Source organism: Streptomyces sp. NPDC036813, from assembly GCF_055609245.1.
This window is the reverse complement of record NZ_JBVJPV010000018.1, coordinates 126,435-142,918: the sequence shown is the minus strand read 5'-3', so window position 1 is coordinate 142,918 and position 16,484 is coordinate 126,435. Positions and strand designations below refer to the sequence as shown.

12 protein-coding genes are annotated in these 16,484 nt (G+C 72.0%); 5 read left to right on the top strand and 7 right to left on the bottom strand.

Features of this window, described 5'->3' with window-relative positions:
• The first annotated feature begins 160 nt into the window (after window positions 1-160).
• A complete protein-coding gene (locus ACZ67Q_RS32095) occupies window positions 161-388 on the top strand; it encodes a hypothetical protein (protein ID WP_471189376.1) in 228 nt (75 codons plus the stop codon).
• A 9-nt stretch (window positions 389-397) separates the two neighbouring features.
• Here the strand turns inward: ACZ67Q_RS32095 and ACZ67Q_RS32090 are convergent, their stop codons facing one another.
• Window positions 398-1,642, bottom strand: coding sequence for an IS110 family RNA-guided transposase (locus ACZ67Q_RS32090; RefSeq protein ID WP_471189374.1), 1,245 nt, complete (start codon window positions 1,640-1,642; stop codon window positions 398-400).
• Window positions 1,643-2,243: 601 nt separating this feature from the next.
• Between ACZ67Q_RS32090 and ACZ67Q_RS32085 the strand changes: the two genes are divergently transcribed.
• The gene (locus ACZ67Q_RS32085; protein WP_361632229.1) at window positions 2,244-2,597 is read left to right on the top strand and encodes a hypothetical protein; all 354 of its coding nucleotides are present in this window, start codon (window positions 2,244-2,246) and stop codon (window positions 2,595-2,597) included.
• Here ACZ67Q_RS32085 and ACZ67Q_RS32080 read toward each other — a convergent pair.
• A complete protein-coding gene (locus ACZ67Q_RS32080; RefSeq protein WP_471189372.1) occupies window positions 2,575-3,579 on the bottom strand; it encodes a tellurite resistance/C4-dicarboxylate transporter family protein in 1,005 nt (334 codons plus the stop codon). The genes ACZ67Q_RS32085 and ACZ67Q_RS32080 overlap by 23 nt on opposite strands.
• A 181-nt stretch (window positions 3,580-3,760) precedes the next feature.
• Window positions 3,761-4,927 (bottom strand): C40 family peptidase, encoded by a 1,167-nt coding sequence (locus ACZ67Q_RS32075; protein WP_471189371.1) that lies wholly within the window; start codon window positions 4,925-4,927, stop codon window positions 3,761-3,763.
• 413 nt (window positions 4,928-5,340) lie between these two features.
• Between ACZ67Q_RS32075 and pcrA the strand changes: the two genes are divergently transcribed.
• Complete coding sequence (gene pcrA, locus ACZ67Q_RS32070) at window positions 5,341-7,827, top strand: DNA helicase PcrA (protein WP_471189369.1); 2,487 nt, start codon at window positions 5,341-5,343, stop codon at window positions 7,825-7,827.
• A 68-nt stretch (window positions 7,828-7,895) separates the two neighbouring features.
• On the opposite strand, the gene ACZ67Q_RS32065 is transcribed toward pcrA, so the two are convergent.
• Window positions 7,896-9,434: a M23 family metallopeptidase gene (locus ACZ67Q_RS32065; RefSeq protein ID WP_471189367.1), complete on the bottom strand. Its 1,539-nt coding sequence runs from the start codon at window positions 9,432-9,434 to the stop codon at window positions 7,896-7,898.
• Window positions 9,435-9,719: 285 nt separating this feature from the next.
• Window positions 9,720-10,652 (bottom strand): esterase/lipase family protein, encoded by a 933-nt coding sequence (locus tag ACZ67Q_RS32060; protein WP_471189366.1) that lies wholly within the window; start codon window positions 10,650-10,652, stop codon window positions 9,720-9,722.
• 418 nt (window positions 10,653-11,070) lie between these two features.
• Between ACZ67Q_RS32060 and ACZ67Q_RS32055 the strand changes: the two genes are divergently transcribed.
• Window positions 11,071-11,487 (top strand): cobalamin B12-binding domain-containing protein, encoded by a 417-nt coding sequence (locus tag ACZ67Q_RS32055; protein ID WP_471189448.1) that lies wholly within the window; start codon window positions 11,071-11,073, stop codon window positions 11,485-11,487.
• Between the two features lie 433 nt (window positions 11,488-11,920).
• Here the strand turns inward: ACZ67Q_RS32055 and ACZ67Q_RS32050 are convergent, their stop codons facing one another.
• A complete protein-coding gene (locus tag ACZ67Q_RS32050; RefSeq protein ID WP_471189364.1) occupies window positions 11,921-13,582 on the bottom strand; it encodes a DUF5691 domain-containing protein in 1,662 nt (553 codons plus the stop codon).
• Between the two features lie 144 nt (window positions 13,583-13,726).
• Window positions 13,727-15,073 (bottom strand): SWIM zinc finger family protein, encoded by a 1,347-nt coding sequence (locus ACZ67Q_RS32045; RefSeq protein WP_471189363.1) that lies wholly within the window; start codon window positions 15,071-15,073, stop codon window positions 13,727-13,729.
• A 92-nt stretch (window positions 15,074-15,165) separates the two neighbouring features.
• Between ACZ67Q_RS32045 and ACZ67Q_RS32040 the strand changes: the two genes are divergently transcribed.
• On the top strand, window positions 15,166-16,404 hold the full coding sequence (locus ACZ67Q_RS32040; protein WP_471189360.1) for an ATP-binding protein: 1,239 nt from the start codon (window positions 15,166-15,168) through the stop codon (window positions 16,402-16,404).
• Window positions 16,405-16,484 lie beyond the last annotated feature (80 nt).

Here is a 16,484-nt window from a genome sequence, read left to right as displayed (position 1 = left end):
AGCGCTCCGACCGAAGCGCCGATTCCGCCCACGGCGGGGGCGCCGGACTGCTACGGAACGCCCCTGGCTAGACGCCTCACGCCTCCAAGCCGTCAAGTCGGTTGCCGAGACGCCCGTGTAGCTTTGCTGCCTGTTCGATTACGGACGCAAGGGGGCTTCGGTGGACGTGGTGCAGGTGATGGAAGCGTTGGCCGAGCAGGGGGTCACGGTGTTGTTCAAGGCCGATGCCGAGCGCATGCGTGGCGGCGTGAAGCCGTGGACGTTCGTGGCAAGCGGGAACCCGTTCCACGAAGATCTCCTGGTGCGCACGGATGCCGTGTCCGTGGAGGCCTGCCTGGATGCCTGTTTGCCCCGCCTGCGCGAATTCGGCCTGGTCATCCCGGAGTAGGAGTTGGGCTCAGGCGGCGGCAGTCGCCTCGAGCCCTTTCAGCGGGGATGGAAAGGCCAGCGCTTCGTCGTAGTGCTCGCCGTGCTGCAGGCAGTGGTAGAGCTGGCCGACCATGCGATTGAACAAGTTGCGCAATGCGGAGGCGTGCCAGTCGCCGTGCTTGTCGCGTCGTCGGCGGTAGTGGCCTTTGGCGCCAGGGGATGCGGTCAGGGCGGCGAAGGCCCACAGGTAGCCGGCGTGGTTGAGCCGGTCGTTCTTCACGCGTCGGCGGGTGACGCTTGACTTCTTGCCGGAGGCCCGGGTGATCGGTGACGAGCCCGCATAGGCCTTGAGACCCCGGGCATCGGCGAAGCGTGTGTGGTCGTCCCCGATCTCGGCCAGCACCCGGGCGCCGAGTTGGACGCCGAGTCCGGGGAAGCTGAGGAGGATGTCAGCGTCCGGGTGCTGAGGAAACGCCTCTTCTACCGCCTTGGCCAGGTCGTCGGCTGCGGTGCACGCGGCTTCCAGCTGGCCCAGGAGGGCTAGCATCTGCTTGCCGAGCGCGTCCTCGACCAGCGGCAGCTGCCGGGCCCACTCGCCTCGCAGGGCTTCTCGGAGACGTTCGGTGTCGGCTTCGATGCCACGCTTACGGCCGGAACGCCTGAGGGCGGCGCTGATCTGTGTTCGGCTCAGCCGCGCGGCTTTGGCGGGTGTCGGCGCGAGCTTGAGAAGTTCGCGGGCCTCGGGCCGGCACAGGCCGTTGGTCCACATGGCGAAGGCATCCAGAGCAGCGGGGTAGTACTCCCGCAGCAGGGACCGGAGCTGGTTGGACATCTGCTGTCGATTCCAGGTCGCATCCTGCTGTGCTCGGGCCAGGACGGCGATGGCGCGGGCCAGGTCGGAGTCGTGGGGCAGCGGCCGGTGGGCGTGCATGTCGGTCCGCAGGATATTGGCCAGGACCAGGGCGTCGCCGGGATCGGACTTCTTGCGGGAGACGGAGTGCCGGTCGCGGTAGCGGGCTGCGGCCATCGGGTTGATGGCGAAGACCTGCCGCTTGCCGGTCCGCAGGACCGCGACGAGCAGGCCGCGGGAGGTCTCGATCGCCACCGGGATCGGGCTGTCCTCACTGTCGCCGTGCTCGGCGAGCAGGTCCAGCAGGATCTTGTAGCCAGCCGCGTCGTCGGTGATGTGCCGTTTGGCCAGTAACTGGCCGCTGTCGTCGACCAGGGCGACGTCGTGGGTCTTCTCCGCCCAGTCGATTCCGCAGTAGATCAAGGTGGTTCCCTTCCCGAGGTGCGGGTGTTTGCGCTGGTCACGAGCGCATGCGGGCCACGCGGCTCCCTAATTCCAGGTCTTGACCACGAGGGTCGGACCGACGCCTCACTAGCCGTGTTCGTGGCACCAGCGCACCGCGCGGGCCTCGGTCTACGCGAGAGCTCAGACGGCCCGGCCGCAAGGAGAGGTCACCGTGCGGTGGGCTCGTCCCACCAACACCAACGAGTGATCAAGGCGACGGGTATTGACGCTCGACGGCCCCAGGCGGCGCCGATCTACCTCAAGGCATCCAGGCCCATTCCACTGAAGGCATCCGCCCGACGCCGACGGGCACCAACAGCCCGCCGCCGGTGGTGGCGGTCGCGGAGACGCCGGGCGCCACCGGTCTAACCCGAGGCATCGAGGCCAGCCCCACAACAGGCATCCGTCCGGCGTCCACGCGACCGCCACCACCACGAGCGTGAGGGCCGACCGCACGGTCTAGCCAGAGGCTTCGCGAGCCCAGCTCCGACGAGGCGTGACGGCCCTCACCACTCGAACACCCCAGGGACGGCACCCTGCCGTCCCTGGGGCTGTTACCAACGAATTAGGCTCCGGCCCCATGGACGTACTCATCCATCTCTTCGTCGGCCTGCACATCATCGGCATCGCCTCGCTCCTGGGTGGCTTCCTCACACAGATGAAGGCGATGGGCCGGGGCACCGCCCGCTTCGTCCCGGCGATGCTGCACGGCGCGCTGACGATGCTGGTCACCGGTGTGATCCTGGTCGGCCTCAACCAGGCCGACGACCACACCGTCAACACGATCAAGATCGGCGTGAAGCTGGCGCTGCTGATCGTGATCCTCGGCCTGGTCTACGTCAAGCGCGACGACGAGAAGGTGGACAAGCCCCTGTTCGGCCTCGTCGGCCTGCTGACCGTGGCGAACATCTTCATCGCGGTGCTGTGGACCTGAGCGCGGCCCGGGCCGTGAGGACGGCCCCGGCGGCCACGGCCAGCCACGCGGCCACCGAGAGCCACAACAGGGCCTGACCCGGGTCCATCAGCCATGGCACGTCGACGGCGGCGGCGACGGACAGCGTCGCCGCCGCCGTCATGCCGAGCGGGAACACCGTGGCCCAGCGGCGCGTGTCATAGCTGAGCCGGGGCCGGACCACCTCGGCGACCGCCAGGACGACGTACCAGGCCAGGTCCAGGATCAGCAGCGCGACGGTCGCGAAGCGCAGGACGCCGCGGTCGTCGTCGTTCCACAGGTACAGCCGCGCGCTGTCGGCGGCCAGCAGCTTCGCGCCGGCCAGCGCGGAGATCGCCAGCGCACCGCCCGCGATCCACTGGTCGCCGGGCCCCTCAAGCACCTGCCGCGGATCGAACCGGGTCAGGGCGATGCCGTAGAGCACCAGGCCGAGCCCGAACAGCACCAGCGCGGCGTGCGCGAGCCAGGCCGTCGCCAGAGCGCCCGCGAGGACGGCGGCGAGCACGGCGAGCCCCTGCGTCGCCACGCAGGCGAGGAACACCGCCCCCGGCATCCGAGGCTGCCAGTTCTGTACGACGGTGACGATCAGCACCGGCCACAGCACCGCCGCCAGTGCCAGCAGCGCCTCGGCGAGCGTGGTCCATCCCAGCAGCACGAACCGCGTGCCCAGCACCGTCGTGGCGGCCACGGACGTCAGCGCGCCGGGAGTCTGCGCCTCGGACGCCCACCGGGGCCGGTCCGCCAGCAGCCGCACGGCGAACTCCGCGGCCAGCGCGAGCCAGAAGACGCAGGCCGCGGCCAGCCAGATCCGGGACAGCAGCTCGTACCCGGTCAGCCGCAGCCCGACCGACACGATGCCGGTCGCCATCACGGCCGCCCCGGCCGCCGGGGTGCGCTGCGACCACCACGCGCGCAGCGGGGACGGGGAACCGGACGCGGCGTGCCGACGCGAGGAAACGGACATGCCGTCGATGCTATGAACCCGCCGCGGCGCGTCGGCGGGGGCCACGCGCACCGTCGGGCGTAAACCGCCAGGCCGGGCGTACGCGCGCGGGGAGCGCGGGGGCGGCGGTACGCGCGCGTGAAGCGTGAAGGCGGCGGTACGCGCGCGGGGAGCGCGGGGGCGGCTTCGTGCGTGCGGCCCGTCAGGCCGGGCGTACGACGCTGTGGATGGCCGACTCGCCGTCGTAGTAGATGGACTCCTCGCGCACATAGGCGCCGGGCTTCGGGGCGTGGATCATCATGCCGCCGCCGATGTAGATGCCGACGTGGCTGATGTCGTCGTAGAAGAAGACCAGGTCGCCCGGCCGGGCCTCGGACAGCGGGACGGTCGTGCCGGCGTTCACCTGGTCGTAGGTGGTGCGCGGCAGGTCGACGTCGGCCGCCTTCCAGGCCGCCTGGGTCAGGCCGGAGCAGTCGTAGGAGCCGGGGCCGGTCGCGCCCCACACGTACGGCTTGCCGATCTGCGCGCGGGCGAAGGCGAGCGCCTTGTCGGCCTGCGAGCCGGTGCTCGTGCTTCCCGAGCCGGTGCCGGTGCCGGTGCCGGTGCTCGTGCCGCCGGCCGAGGAGCCGGCGCCGTCCTGCTGCGGGGTCTGCTGTTGCTGCTGGGCCGCCTGCTGCCGGGCCAGTTCCGCCGCCTTGCGCGCGGCCTCCTCCTGCTTGTGCCGCTCGATCGCGGCGAGCCGCGCCTTCTCCTCGGCGGTCAGCTTCGACAGCAGCTCACGCGCGTCGGCGAGCTTCTTCTGAACGGTGGCCTTGGCGGTGCGCAGATCGTTCTGCGAGTCGGTGAGCGTGCGCAGGCTGTCCGTGGCCTCGCGGCGCTGCTTCATCGTCTCCGACTGCTGGGTGACGTAGTCGTCGACCGCGTCCTTCTGGTGGCTGGTCAGCCGGTCCATCAGATGGCTCTGGTCGAAGTACTGCTGCGGGGAGTCGGAGAGCAGGAAGGTCGCCGTGCTCGGGAGGGCGGCGCCGCCGGTGCGGTACTGGGCGGCGGCGTACGAGCCCAGCTGCTCGCGCGCCTCGTTGAGCTTCTCGGTGCGCCGGGCGACGTCGTCCATCAGGGAGTCGACGCGGGTGCGCTGCTTGACGGTGCGCTCCTTGGCCGCGTTGTACTTGTCGGTCGCGGACTCCGCCTGCCGGTAGAGGTCGTCGACCTTCTTCTCGACTTCCTCGAGGCTGGGCTTGTTGTCGGCGGGGACGGCGTCGGCCGTCTGGGACAGCAGGGCCACGGAGGTGAGGGCGGCCGTGGCCAGGGCGGGGGTCCGTATGCCGGCGAGGGTCCCCGCGGGACGCGACTTGCGGTGCGACGCCAAGGGAGGCGACTCCTTCCAACGCGCCGCCTACCGGGTCAGCGATGGGGGCACCTCCCAGGCCCTTAAGACTCTGGGGGAGGGTTCGGGCGGTGGGAAGGTTCGCCCTACGGCTCCCGCCGTGGCGGGAGGGCCGATTCACCCCAGGTCTCGGGTGGGTCCCCGGCTCCGGGCGCTGTGCGGGCGTACCGGACTCGGCGGAGGCCGCGCGGCCCGGCGACGTTCGCCGGTGGAGGTCGTACGGCCTGGGCGGCACGGTAGCCAACTCGTGTGCCTGCTGTGAAGGTTGGTGCGTGATATGCCCGATACATTTCCGTGACCATCGCGTAGTGTCGCCGCCCGGTGATGGACGGTGACGTGTGATGTTTCCCGGACGGGCCCGGGTTGTCAGTGGGGCACCCTAGACTCGGAGAGCGATGAGCAGCCTCTTTGACGACAGCTTCCTGGCGGACCTCCAGGCCCCGCGGGCCCACGCGGAGGAGCCCCCGCCGCCGCCCGAGGACGAACACGCTCCGGAACCGTTTCCGGACGATCTGTTCGGCGGGAAGTTCGACGCGCCCCCGCCGGACCGGGACACGCACTACCGCGACGGTGCCCCGCGCCCCCCACTCGACTCCGCCGCGCTGCTGGCGGGGCTGAACGACAACCAGCGCGCCGCCGTCGTGCACTCCGGCTCACCGCTGCTCATCGTGGCCGGCGCCGGCTCCGGCAAGACCCGTGTGCTCACCCACCGCATCGCCCATCTGCTCGCCGAGCGGGGCGTCCACCCGGGCCAGATCCTCGCGATCACCTTCACCAACAAGGCCGCGGGCGAGATGAAGGAGCGCGTGGAACAGCTCGTCGGCCCGCGCGCCAACGCGATGTGGGTGATGACCTTCCACAGCGCGTGCGTGCGCATCCTGCGCCGCGAGTCGAAGAAGCTCGGCTTCACGTCGTCCTTCTCGATCTACGACGCCGCCGACTCCAAGCGTCTGATGGCCCTGGTCTGCCGCGACCTGGACCTCGACCCCAAGCGCTTCCCGCCGAAGTCCTTCAGCGCCAAGATCAGCAACCTGAAGAACGAGCTGATCGACGAGGAGGACTTCGCCGCCCAGGCCGCCGACGGCTTCGAGAAGACTCTCGCCCAGGCCTACGCCCTGTACCAGTCGCGGCTGCGCGAGGCGAACGCCCTCGACTTCGACGACCTGATCATGACGACGGTCAACCTGCTGCGCGCCTTCCCGGACGTCGCCGAGCACTACCGCCGCCGCTTCCGGCACGTCCTGGTCGACGAGTACCAGGACACCAACCACGCCCAGTACGCGCTGGTTCGTGAGCTGGTGGGCACCGGTGAGCACGATGAGGACGTCCCGCCCAGCGACTACGACCTGCCGCCCGCCGAGCTGTGCGTGGTGGGTGACGCCGACCAGTCGATCTACGCCTTCCGCGGCGCGACGATCCGCAACATCCTCCAGTTCGAGGAGGACTACCCGGACGCGACGACGATCCTGCTGGAGCAGAACTACCGCTCCACGCAGACCATCCTGTCCGCCGCCAACGCGGTCATCGAGCGCAACGAGTCCCGCCGCCCGAAGAACCTGTGGACCAACGCCGGCCAGGGCGCCCGCATCGCGGGCTACGTCGCCGACACCGAGCACGACGAGGCCCAGTTCGTCGCCGACGAGATAGACCGTCTGGTCGACGCGGGCGAGGCCAAGGCCGGCGACGTCGCCGTCTTCTACCGCACCAACGCGCAGTCCCGTGTCTTCGAAGAGGTCTTCATCCGCGTCGGCCTGCCCTACAAGGTCGTCGGCGGCGTCCGCTTCTACGAGCGCAAGGAGGTCCGGGACGTCCTGGCCTACCTGCGTGTCCTCGCCAACCCCGAGGACTCCGTGCCGCTGCGGCGCATCCTCAACGTGCCCAAGCGCGGCATCGGCGAGCGGGCGGAGGCGATGATCGACGCCCTCTCCCAGCGCGAGAAGATCAGCTTCCCGCAGGCGCTGAAGCGGGTCGACGAGGCGTACGGCATGGCCGCCCGCTCCACGAACGCCGTCAAGCGGTTCAACACGCTGATGGAGGACCTGCGCACGATCGTGGAGTCCGGCGCCGGACCGGCCACCGTCCTCGAGGCCGTCCTGGAACGCACCGGCTATCTGGCCGAATTGCAGGCGTCCACCGACCCGCAGGACGAGACCCGCATCGAGAACCTCCAGGAACTCGCCGCCGTGGCCCTGGAGTTCGAGCAGGAGCGCGGCGAGGGCGAGCCGGTGGGGCTCGCCGACTTCCTGGAGCAGGTCGCCCTCGTCGCCGACTCCGACCAGATCCCGGACGAGGACGAGGACGGCTCCGGCGTCATCACCCTGATGACCCTGCACACCGCCAAGGGCCTCGAATTCCCCGTGGTCTTCCTCACCGGCATGGAGGACGGCGTCTTCCCGCACATGCGGGCCCTCGGCCAGACCAAGGAGCTGGAGGAGGAGCGCCGCCTGGCCTACGTCGGCATCACCCGCGCCCGCGAGCGGCTGTACCTCACGCGGTCGACGCTGCGCAGCGCATGGGGACAGCCGTCGTACAACCCGCCGTCCCGGTTCCTGGAGGAGATTCCGCCGCAGCACGTCGAGTGGAAGCGCACGGGCGGGTCCGCGCCCGTCTCCTCCGGGCCGGCCTCGGGGATCGCCGCCTCGCTGTCCTCGTCCCGCTCGCGTTCCTCGGCCGCCGGTGCGTCCGGGTTCGCCACGCGGCGCGCCGGGGACAAGCCGGTGGTCTCGCTGGCGGTGGGGGACCGGGTCACCCATGACCAGTTCGGGCTGGGCAGCGTGGTCGAGGTGAGGGGCACCGGCGACAAGGCCGAGGCGACGATCGACTTCGGCGACGACAAGCCGAAGCGGCTGCTGCTGCGGTACGCGCCGGTGGAGAAGCTGTAGAGACGCGGGAGTCCCGGGGGCTTCGGCCCCCGGGACTCCCGGTCGCTTACGTCGGTTCGCTCGGTCGCTTACGTCGGGTCGAGGCCGTGGCTGCGCAGCCACGGCAGTGGGTTGATCGCCGCGCCGCCGCCCGGCCGGACCTCGAAGTGCAGGTGCGGTCCGGTGGAGTTGCCCGAGTTGCCGGAGTACGCGATCGGCTGCCCGGCCTTGACGCTCGTACCGGAGGAGACGCGGTAGCTGGAGAGGTGGCAGTACCACGTCTCCGTGCCGTCCTTCGCGGTCAGGATCAGCATGTTGCCGTAGGCACTGTTCCACTGCGTGCGCACGACGCCGTCGGTCGCGGCCATCACGGTGGTGCCGTACGAGACGGGGAAGTCGATGCCGGTGTGCACCGACATCCAGTTGATGCCCGCCTGGCCGAAGTAGGCGCTCAGCCCGTGCTGGAGGACCGGCAGCGCGAACTTGGGACGCATGCGCTCCTTGCGCTCGGCCTCCTCCGCCGCCTTCTTGCGCTCCATCTCCTGCTGCGCCTTGAGGTCGATGCGCTCCTGCGTCCGGCTGGCCCGGTCGGCGAAGTCGTCGGCGCCGGCGGACAGGCTCGCCAGCTGGGTGTCCAGCTTGTTGTTGGCGGCGGACGGTTTCACCGCGTGCCCGTCCGCGGCGGAGGCGGTGGTGTCGCTGCCGTCGTCGCTGCTCAGCGCGCTTACGGAGGCCGCCGCGATCCCGGCGACACCCATCACACACGCCGACGGTACGGCGATGGTCAGCAGCGCCGACCGCTTGGCAGGCGTACGGCGACGGGAGCGTCCCGAGTTCCGGGCCGCCGCGCGGGACGACGGGCGGGGGACGGTCTCCTCCTGCTCCTCCAGCAGCGGCGCCGAGGTCAGGTCGACGACGGGCAGCTCACCGGTGGTGCTCAACTCGCCGTCCTCGTGCCCGGGTTCCTCGTAGGAGACCTGGTCGAAGGTGGCGGTGGCGTCGGCGGTGGGCTGCGCGTCGAAGGTGCCGGTGCCCTGCGGGTCGTAGGTGCCGGTGGCCTGCTCGTCGAAAGGTTCCGGCTGGTGCTCGTAGCCGCCGCTCGCGTCGGCGGTGCCGCCGCCGTTCCACTGCGTGGCGTCGTAGACGCCGGTGTCGAAGCTCTGCGTACCCCAGTCCCACTGCTGGGTGGCGTCGGCGGTGGCCTGGTCGGGCTGGAGCCAGGCGGACGCGTCCCAGTGGCCGGAGACCTCGTCGGCGGTGGCCTGCGGCGGGATGGCCGACAGATGCTGGTGGTCGGTCGTCCAAGTGGTCGTGTCGTAGGCGCCGGTGTCATAGGCGGCGTGGTGCTGGGCCGCGTACGGGTCCTGGTGCACCGTCTGGTGACCACCCGTGTCCCACTGGCCGGTGTCGTAGCCGCCCTCGTCCGGGAGGCTGCCGAAGAGCGGGTCGGTCGCGAACGTCCCGGTGCTGTGCTCCGGGTTTGAAAAACCGCTCGCGTCATACCCGTTGTGGGTGGTGAAGTTGCCGTACGGGGCGTCCTGCGCGCCGTACGACGCGTATTGCGCCGAGGAGGCGTCGGAAGCCGGAGCCGGGGTGGTCATGGTCCCCGACGGGTGACGGTCGTTCACCAACTTCTCTTTCGCCTCGACAACAGGGGCTGCCAGAGCAGTGCGGCGACTGTACCCGGCGGTACGCGGGCACGACAATCTTCGTCAGGTTTCCTGAGCGCAGGAAACGGGCATTCGGCCGTCTTTTGGCCGTCACAGACGCGGGCTTGGCCTTGCGTTCGATGGTTGTTCGACTATCTGTCGCCGTCGAGGCGTTTGCCGACCTTTCCAGGGCTGTTCCGGAACGAAGTGCTCCAGTCGCGCAGGGTGACCAGAGTGCCTGTCACGGTCTGTCGTCCTGCGACGTCAGGCCACGGTCAGGCCGCCCGCGTGCGTGCCGGTACCGGCTCCGGGCAGCTCCGCGTCGAGGGCCTGCCGTATGCCGGCCGCAACAGCCGGGTGAACCGGCAGGGCCAGATGGCCGATCCCCGTCACCCGGACGTTGTGCGCCAGCAGGTCGGGGTGGTCGATGCAGGCGGTCTCCAGCGGGTCCATCAGATGGTCCAGGTCGCTCCAGAAGCTCACGAAGCGCGTACGGCAGCCGGGCGCCGGCTGGGCCAGCTCCTCCAGCACCGGCGAGCCGGGCCGCATCTGGCGGACGATCGGATGGGCGTTGGCCAGCGGCGCCACCCGGGTGCCGGAGTGCGGTGTGCCCAGCGTGACCAGCGTGCGCACCCGGTGGTCGCCGCCGAGCCGCTGCACGTAGTACCGGGCGATCAGGCCGCCGAGGCTGTGCCCGACGACGTCCACGCGCTCACTGCCCGTGCGCTCGCATATTTCCTCGATGTGCCGCCCGAGCAGTTCGGCCGCGATGCGGATGTCGCAGGTCAGCGGCGAATAGTTCAGCGACTCGACGCGCTGCCTGCCGTGCTGGGCGAGATTGCGGCGCAGCAGCACGAACACGGACCGGTTGTCGATGAAGCCGTGCAGCAGGACGACGGGCGGCTGGATCGGCACCGGCAGCCGGGCCGGATCCGGGGCCTCGCAGGTCATGTCGTCAGCGGTGAGCCCGGGGGTGGCGGCGGGGGAGGTACCCCTCCCTCGCGCGGGCGGGGCGGGCAGGGGGCGGCTGCGGCGTTCCTGCACGATGCCGGAGGGATACAGCAGGAGGTGACCGGTGAGGATCGCGAGTTCCAGGGCGGTCGCCTTCAGCAGGGCCGCCGAGAGTCCGGCCAGCCTGCTCGGCAGGAGGCGCTGACAGAGGGGGAGAAAGGGATAGAGGACCCTGGTGACCGTCATGGCCGACCTCCTGTCGGCACCTGGGAGGACGTCTCTGTCTCCCTGTGCCCTCGTGGGAAGCCGGGGCCGAGGCCGTCGACGGCGTGTCCTGCGGCGTCTGCGATGTGCTTCTGTGTCGATGCGCCGTGCTGTCGCGTCGCGTGGCCTGCGGCGCGGTGACACGGCGACCTCGTAGCGGCTCCCGTGGCGCGTGTTCCTTCTGGGGTACGAGTGCCCCGGAAGTGTGCGGCGCATGGCCCCCGGAATACGGGAACCCTGCGCGATGAACATGTCCCACTGTGTGATTTCCCCCTCGCTGTGCACCGCGAAACGGCCGGTTGCGGGATGCTGGCGATAACGTTCGTTCACTCCCCCGGCCGGTGTGGGTACCGCAGTCCTTGTCGGTAGGGATGGATGCAGTCGCTTCATGGAGGCAGTGATGGGTGTGGCAGCCGGTCCGATCCGCGTCGTGGTGGCGAAGCCGGGGCTCGACGGCCACGATCGCGGGGCCAAGGTCATCGCGCGTGCGTTGCGCGACGCGGGCATGGAGGTGATCTACACCGGGCTCCACCAGACGCCCGAGCAGATCGTCGACACCGCGATCCAGGAGGACGCCGACGCGATCGGGCTGTCCATCCTCTCCGGGGCGCACAACACGCTCTTCGCGGCGGTGATCGAGCTGCTCAAGGAGCGGGACGCCGAGGACATCCTGGTCTTCGGCGGCGGGATCATCCCCGAGGCCGACATCCCGCCGCTGAAGGACAAGGGCGTCGCGGAGATCTTCACGCCGGGCGCGACGACGCAGTCCATCGTGGACTGGGTCCGCGCGAACGTACGGCAGCCTGCCGAGGCCTGAGACGCGGGGCGTCCGGGCGGCCGGGGCCGCTGGGGCGGGGTCCGAAGGTTTGCCGGGCGGGCGGGGCGGGGTTCGGACGTGCTTGCCGGGCGGGCGGGGCGTGGGCTGCCTGGCGGTCCGCCGTGGCCGTGCGTGGTCCGGTTGCGGCGGCCGGCCGCCGGTCCGGTCACGGTGGGTGGTCGGCAGACGGGTGCTCGCGCCGTCTGTGTCCGGCTGTGGGGCCGGCGGTCGTCCCGGTCACCGTGGGTGGTCGGCGTTCGACCGCGCTGTCCGTGCAGCGGCTGCAAGGTCGGCCGTCGGACCGGCCACCGTGGGTAATCGGCGTGTACGCGCTGTCCGCGTGGCGGCAGTGAGAGGTGGCCGCTGTCCCGGTCACGGTGCGTGGTCGGTGTTCCGGCCCGCGCCGCCCTCCTCCCGGCCCGCGTCGTCCGAGTCACGGCTGTGGTGGTCGGCCGCCGGCCCGGTCACCGGGGTTTTGCAGTTCCCGCAGCATCGCCGCGCGTAGCCGCAGCGTCGTCATCAGTCGCTGGAAGGCCTCGGCCCAGTAGCCACCCGCCCCCGGCGACGCGTCCTCGGGTTCGTCCGGCACCGCGAGCAGCCCGTCGAGCCGCCCGGCCTCCGCGGGATCCAGGCAGCGCTCGGCCAGCCCCATCACCCCGCTGAAACTCCACGGGTAACTCCCGGCGTCCCGTGCGATGTTCAGTGCGTCGACCACCGCGCGCCCGAGCGGCGCCGCCCAGGGCACCGCGCACACGCCGAGCAGCTGGAACGCCTCGGACAGACCGTGCGCCGCGATGAATCCGGCGACCCACTCGGCCCGTTCGGCGGGCCGGAGCGTGCCGAGCAGCTTGGCCCGCTCGGCCAGGGAGACCGCGCCCGGACCGCCCGCCTCGGGCGCGGACGGCTCTCCGAGCAGCGCACGCGCCCAGTCGCCGTCCCGCTGCCGGACCGCCGCCCGGCACCAGGCCGCGTGCAGTTCGCCCTGCCAGTCGTCGGCGACCGGCAGTGCCACGATCTCCCTGGGCGTCCGCCCGCCCAGTCGCCCCGGCCAGGTGCTCAGCGGTGCCGCCTCCACCAACTGACCCAACCACCAAGAACGTTCCCCACGCCCGTTCGGCGCCGCGCACTGCACACCGTCGCGCTCCATGCCCGGATCGCATTCGTGGGGCGCTTCCACGACGATCGTGGGTGTCGCACGGGTGCGGTCCAGGGCCACGCACGCGCCGGCGCGCACCGCCATCCGGGCGGCGAGCGCCGACCTCGGCAGCGCCGACAGCAGCTCCGCCGCCGTGGCCCGCACATTGCGGCTGCGGTCGGCGAGGGCCTGCTCCAGGAAGGGCTCGTCGTCCGGGCCGAGGCCCGTGCGCAGCGAGTCGAGGAACATCAGCCGGTCCTCTGCGCGCTCCGTGGCCCAGGTCGCCGCCAGCAGCGCGCGGCCCGCCGCGGGATCGCGGGCGCGCAGCGCCGAGAGCAGGGCGACCCTTTCGGCGAACAGCCCCTCCTGCCACAGCCGCTCGATCTCCTCCCGCCGGCCCGGATCCGGCAGCGCCGTGCCCCCGCCGGGCGCGGCCCGCAGGGCGAACCGCCAGTCGGGGTTGAGCCGGGCCAGCCACAGCGCGCGCGGCCCGGCGAACTCCAGTACCGCAGGCCGCAGATCCGTCCGGCCGCGCGCCGCGTCCAGCAGCGCGGGCAGCGCCTGGGGCGGCGGCGCCCAGCCCCGGGCGTTCGCCGCGGCGAGCCACTGCGGCAGCAGCTCCATCAGATCCGGTGTCGTGCCTCTGCGGCCGGTTGCTGTGCCCGGGCGGTCGGCCAGCAGGGTGCCGAGTCTGCGGGCCGCCGCCGAGGGCAGCGGGGGGCGCGGATCGGCGGGGGCCGGCGCGGGCCTGGGCGCGGCCGGGGCGGGCCGCAGTCCGGCGCGGCGGCGCACGGTCGCCTCGGCCGCGGCGTCCAGCAGTGCCACCGGAGCCTCGCGACCGCTGACCGAAGCCGGTGGTGTGCGCCGGTCCGTACCGAGCAGCGCCGCGGTGACCAGGTCCTCCCAGGCACCGGGCGAGGGCCGGGCAGACCGGGTCGCGGGAGCCGGCGTGGAGTTCATGCGCTTCCTTTCGTGGGGAGGCACGGGCACGTCGGGTGAGGTCTCACCCGACGTGCCCGTGGGTGCCGGACGGGACGGAGACGGGGGAGGGGCGGGCGTGTCCCCCGGGTTCCTGGCCCCCCTTGCGCGCCGGCCGCGCCGTGCTCAGCACAGGGACACGGCGTCACCGGGGCCATGGGGCCAGGCGGTGAGCGGGGTGAAGCCGCGGTGGCCGCATTCGCCGAAGACGGTCACGGGGTTGCCGCCGGAGAGGGCCACCAGCCGCCACAGGCCGGGGCGGGCCGTCGAGGCCGGGGTGAGCGGCAGCGCGCTGTCACCGTCGGCGTCCGCGAGCTGCCAGGTGTCCCCGCCGGGTGTCGGTATGACCGACTCCAGCGTCACCGGGACGAACTCCAGCCACGGATCGTCCCGCAGGGCCTCGCCGTAACGAGCGGTCGCCTGCGCGGTCGTCACCCCCTTGGGCCGTACGGCCGTCGGAGCGGGCGCGGCGAACTGCTCGCCCAGCGCCACCCGCTGCCGGCCGTCACCCGGATACCCGGACACCTCCGCGTCCAGCGCCAGGCCGACCGGCAGGGCCGGCTCCGGGGCGCGGCCGGCGGCACCGTACGACAGCAACAGCGCCGTACGGTCCGTGGCGACACCGTGCAGCCATGTCCGGCGGGTCGTCAGCTTCGCGTCCCCCGTGTCGTACTGCGCGAGGACCAGCCACTGGTCGCGTACCGCAGGCCCGTCCGGCGACGTGGGCAGGCCGACTCGGGAGCGGACCGTCGCCGCCAGGCGCTCCGGCAGCCGCTCGCGGTGCAGCCACCCCTGATCCAGGAGGTGCACCAGGGCGCACTCCTCCAGCAGCCGCACCGGCCAGTCCGGGCCGGAGCCCGGGATCGCCCCCAACTCCCGGAGCCGCGCGGCCAGCCCGGGCGCCTGCGCGTCGACCATGCGGGCAGCTGTCTCCTCCCACATCGCGTACCCCGCCTGCTCGGCCGTGGCCAGCCCGGAGCGCAGCAGGTCGGCCAGGCGCTGCTCCAGCTCCGTGGCGCCCGCGGTGAGCCGCCCGGCCCGGCGTTCGGCCCGCCGCCGGGCCGCCTCGGGATCGGCGGCGGACGCCGCGGAACCCGCCGCCCCCTTTCCCGCGGCCCGCCTCCGTCTCCCCTCACCCCACTCGGCCGCCCACGCCGGCGGCTCCCCCCGAGGCACGGCTTCCTCGTCGCCCGACCAGAGCAGCAACAGCCCGACCACGTGCTTGCACGGGAGCTTCCGGCTCGGGCAACTGCAGGAACAGGCAGGCCCGGAGACGTCCGCGACGCTCACCACTGTCCGGTACGGCGTGCTGCCGCCTCCCCTGCACAGCCCCCACAGCGTTCCCTCGCCGGAACTGCCCGCCTCGGACCACGGGCCGGCCACGCCGAGCTTGCTCCCCGCTTCGCGCGACGTGGCGTCAGGTGCCAGTGCCAGCACCTGGTCCGCACTCCAGCGCACCCCCTGCTCAGTCATGTCGTCGACGGTAGGTCCCCCCACTGACAATCGGCCCGGCGAGCGCGTTTGCGCAGGTCGGAACGCGTTGTCAGTGGCGTGGTGCACGGTGGATGCCAGATCACCGACCGGCCCAGCTGGAGGGGGACTTCGCCATGCCTGTGACCGTGGACCAACCGGCACCCGACGCGGAAGAAGAACAGAAAGAAGAGCAGAAGCCGGGTACGAGCGCGGCGCACACGACCGAGGGGCACAGGACCGAGGCGCGACCGGCCGAGGTGCTGCGACCACACGCCGAGGACGCCTTCGCGCACGAACTCGCCGCTCTCGCCGCGCAGGACGACCGCCCGCGCCCGCCGCGCTGGAAGCTGTCGCCGTGGGCGGTGGCGACCTATCTGCTCGGCGGCACCCTGCCCGACGGCACGGTGATCACGCCCAAGTACGTGGGGCCGCGCCGCATCGTCGAGGTCGCCGTCACCACGCTCGCCACCGACCGCGCCCTGCTCCTGCTCGGCGTGCCCGGCACGGCCAAGACCTGGGTGTCCGAACACCTCGCGGCGGCCGTCAGCGGCGACTCCACCCTGCTCGTGCAGGGCACCGCCGGCACCCCGGAGGAGGCCATCCGCTACGGCTGGAACTACGCCCAGCTGCTCGCCCACGGTCCCAGCCGGGACGCCCTCGTGGCCGGCCCGGTCATGCGCGCCATGGCCGAGGGCATGACCGCCCGCGTCGAGGAACTCACCCGTATCCCGGCCGACGTCCAGGACACGCTGATCACGATCCTGTCGGAGAAGACCCTGCCGATACCGGAGCTGGGCCAGGAGGTGCAGGCGGTCCGCGGCTTCAACCTGATCGCCACCGCCAACGACCGCGACCGCGGGGTCAACGACCTGTCCAGCGCGCTGCGCCGCCGCTTCAACACGGTCGTGCTGCCGCTGCCGGAGAGCGTCGAGGCCGAGGTGGACATCGTCGCGCGGCGCGTCGACCAGATCGGCCGTTCGCTCGACCTGCCGGCCGCACCCGACGGCATCGACGAGATCCGCCGCGTCGTCACCGTCTTCCGTGAGCTGCGCGACGGCGTCACCGCGGACGGGCGCACCAAGGTCAAGTCGCCCAGCGGCACGCTCTCGACAGCCGAGGCGATCTCCGTCGTGACGGGCGGTCTAGCCCTGGCCGCCCACTTCGGCGACGGCGTCCTGCGGGCCGGTGACGTGGCCGCCGGCATCCTCGGCGCCGTCGTCCGTGACCCGGCCGCCGACCGGGTCGTGTGGCAGGAGTACCTGGAGGCGGTGGTCCGCGAGCGCGACGGCTGGACCGACTTCTACCGCGCCTGCCGGGAGGTGAGCGCATGACGCGCGGGGACGACGACCTCGGGTGGGGCCGGTCCGCGGGACGAGGAGGAACAGGCGGCTCCTCGGGGAACGGGGGATCC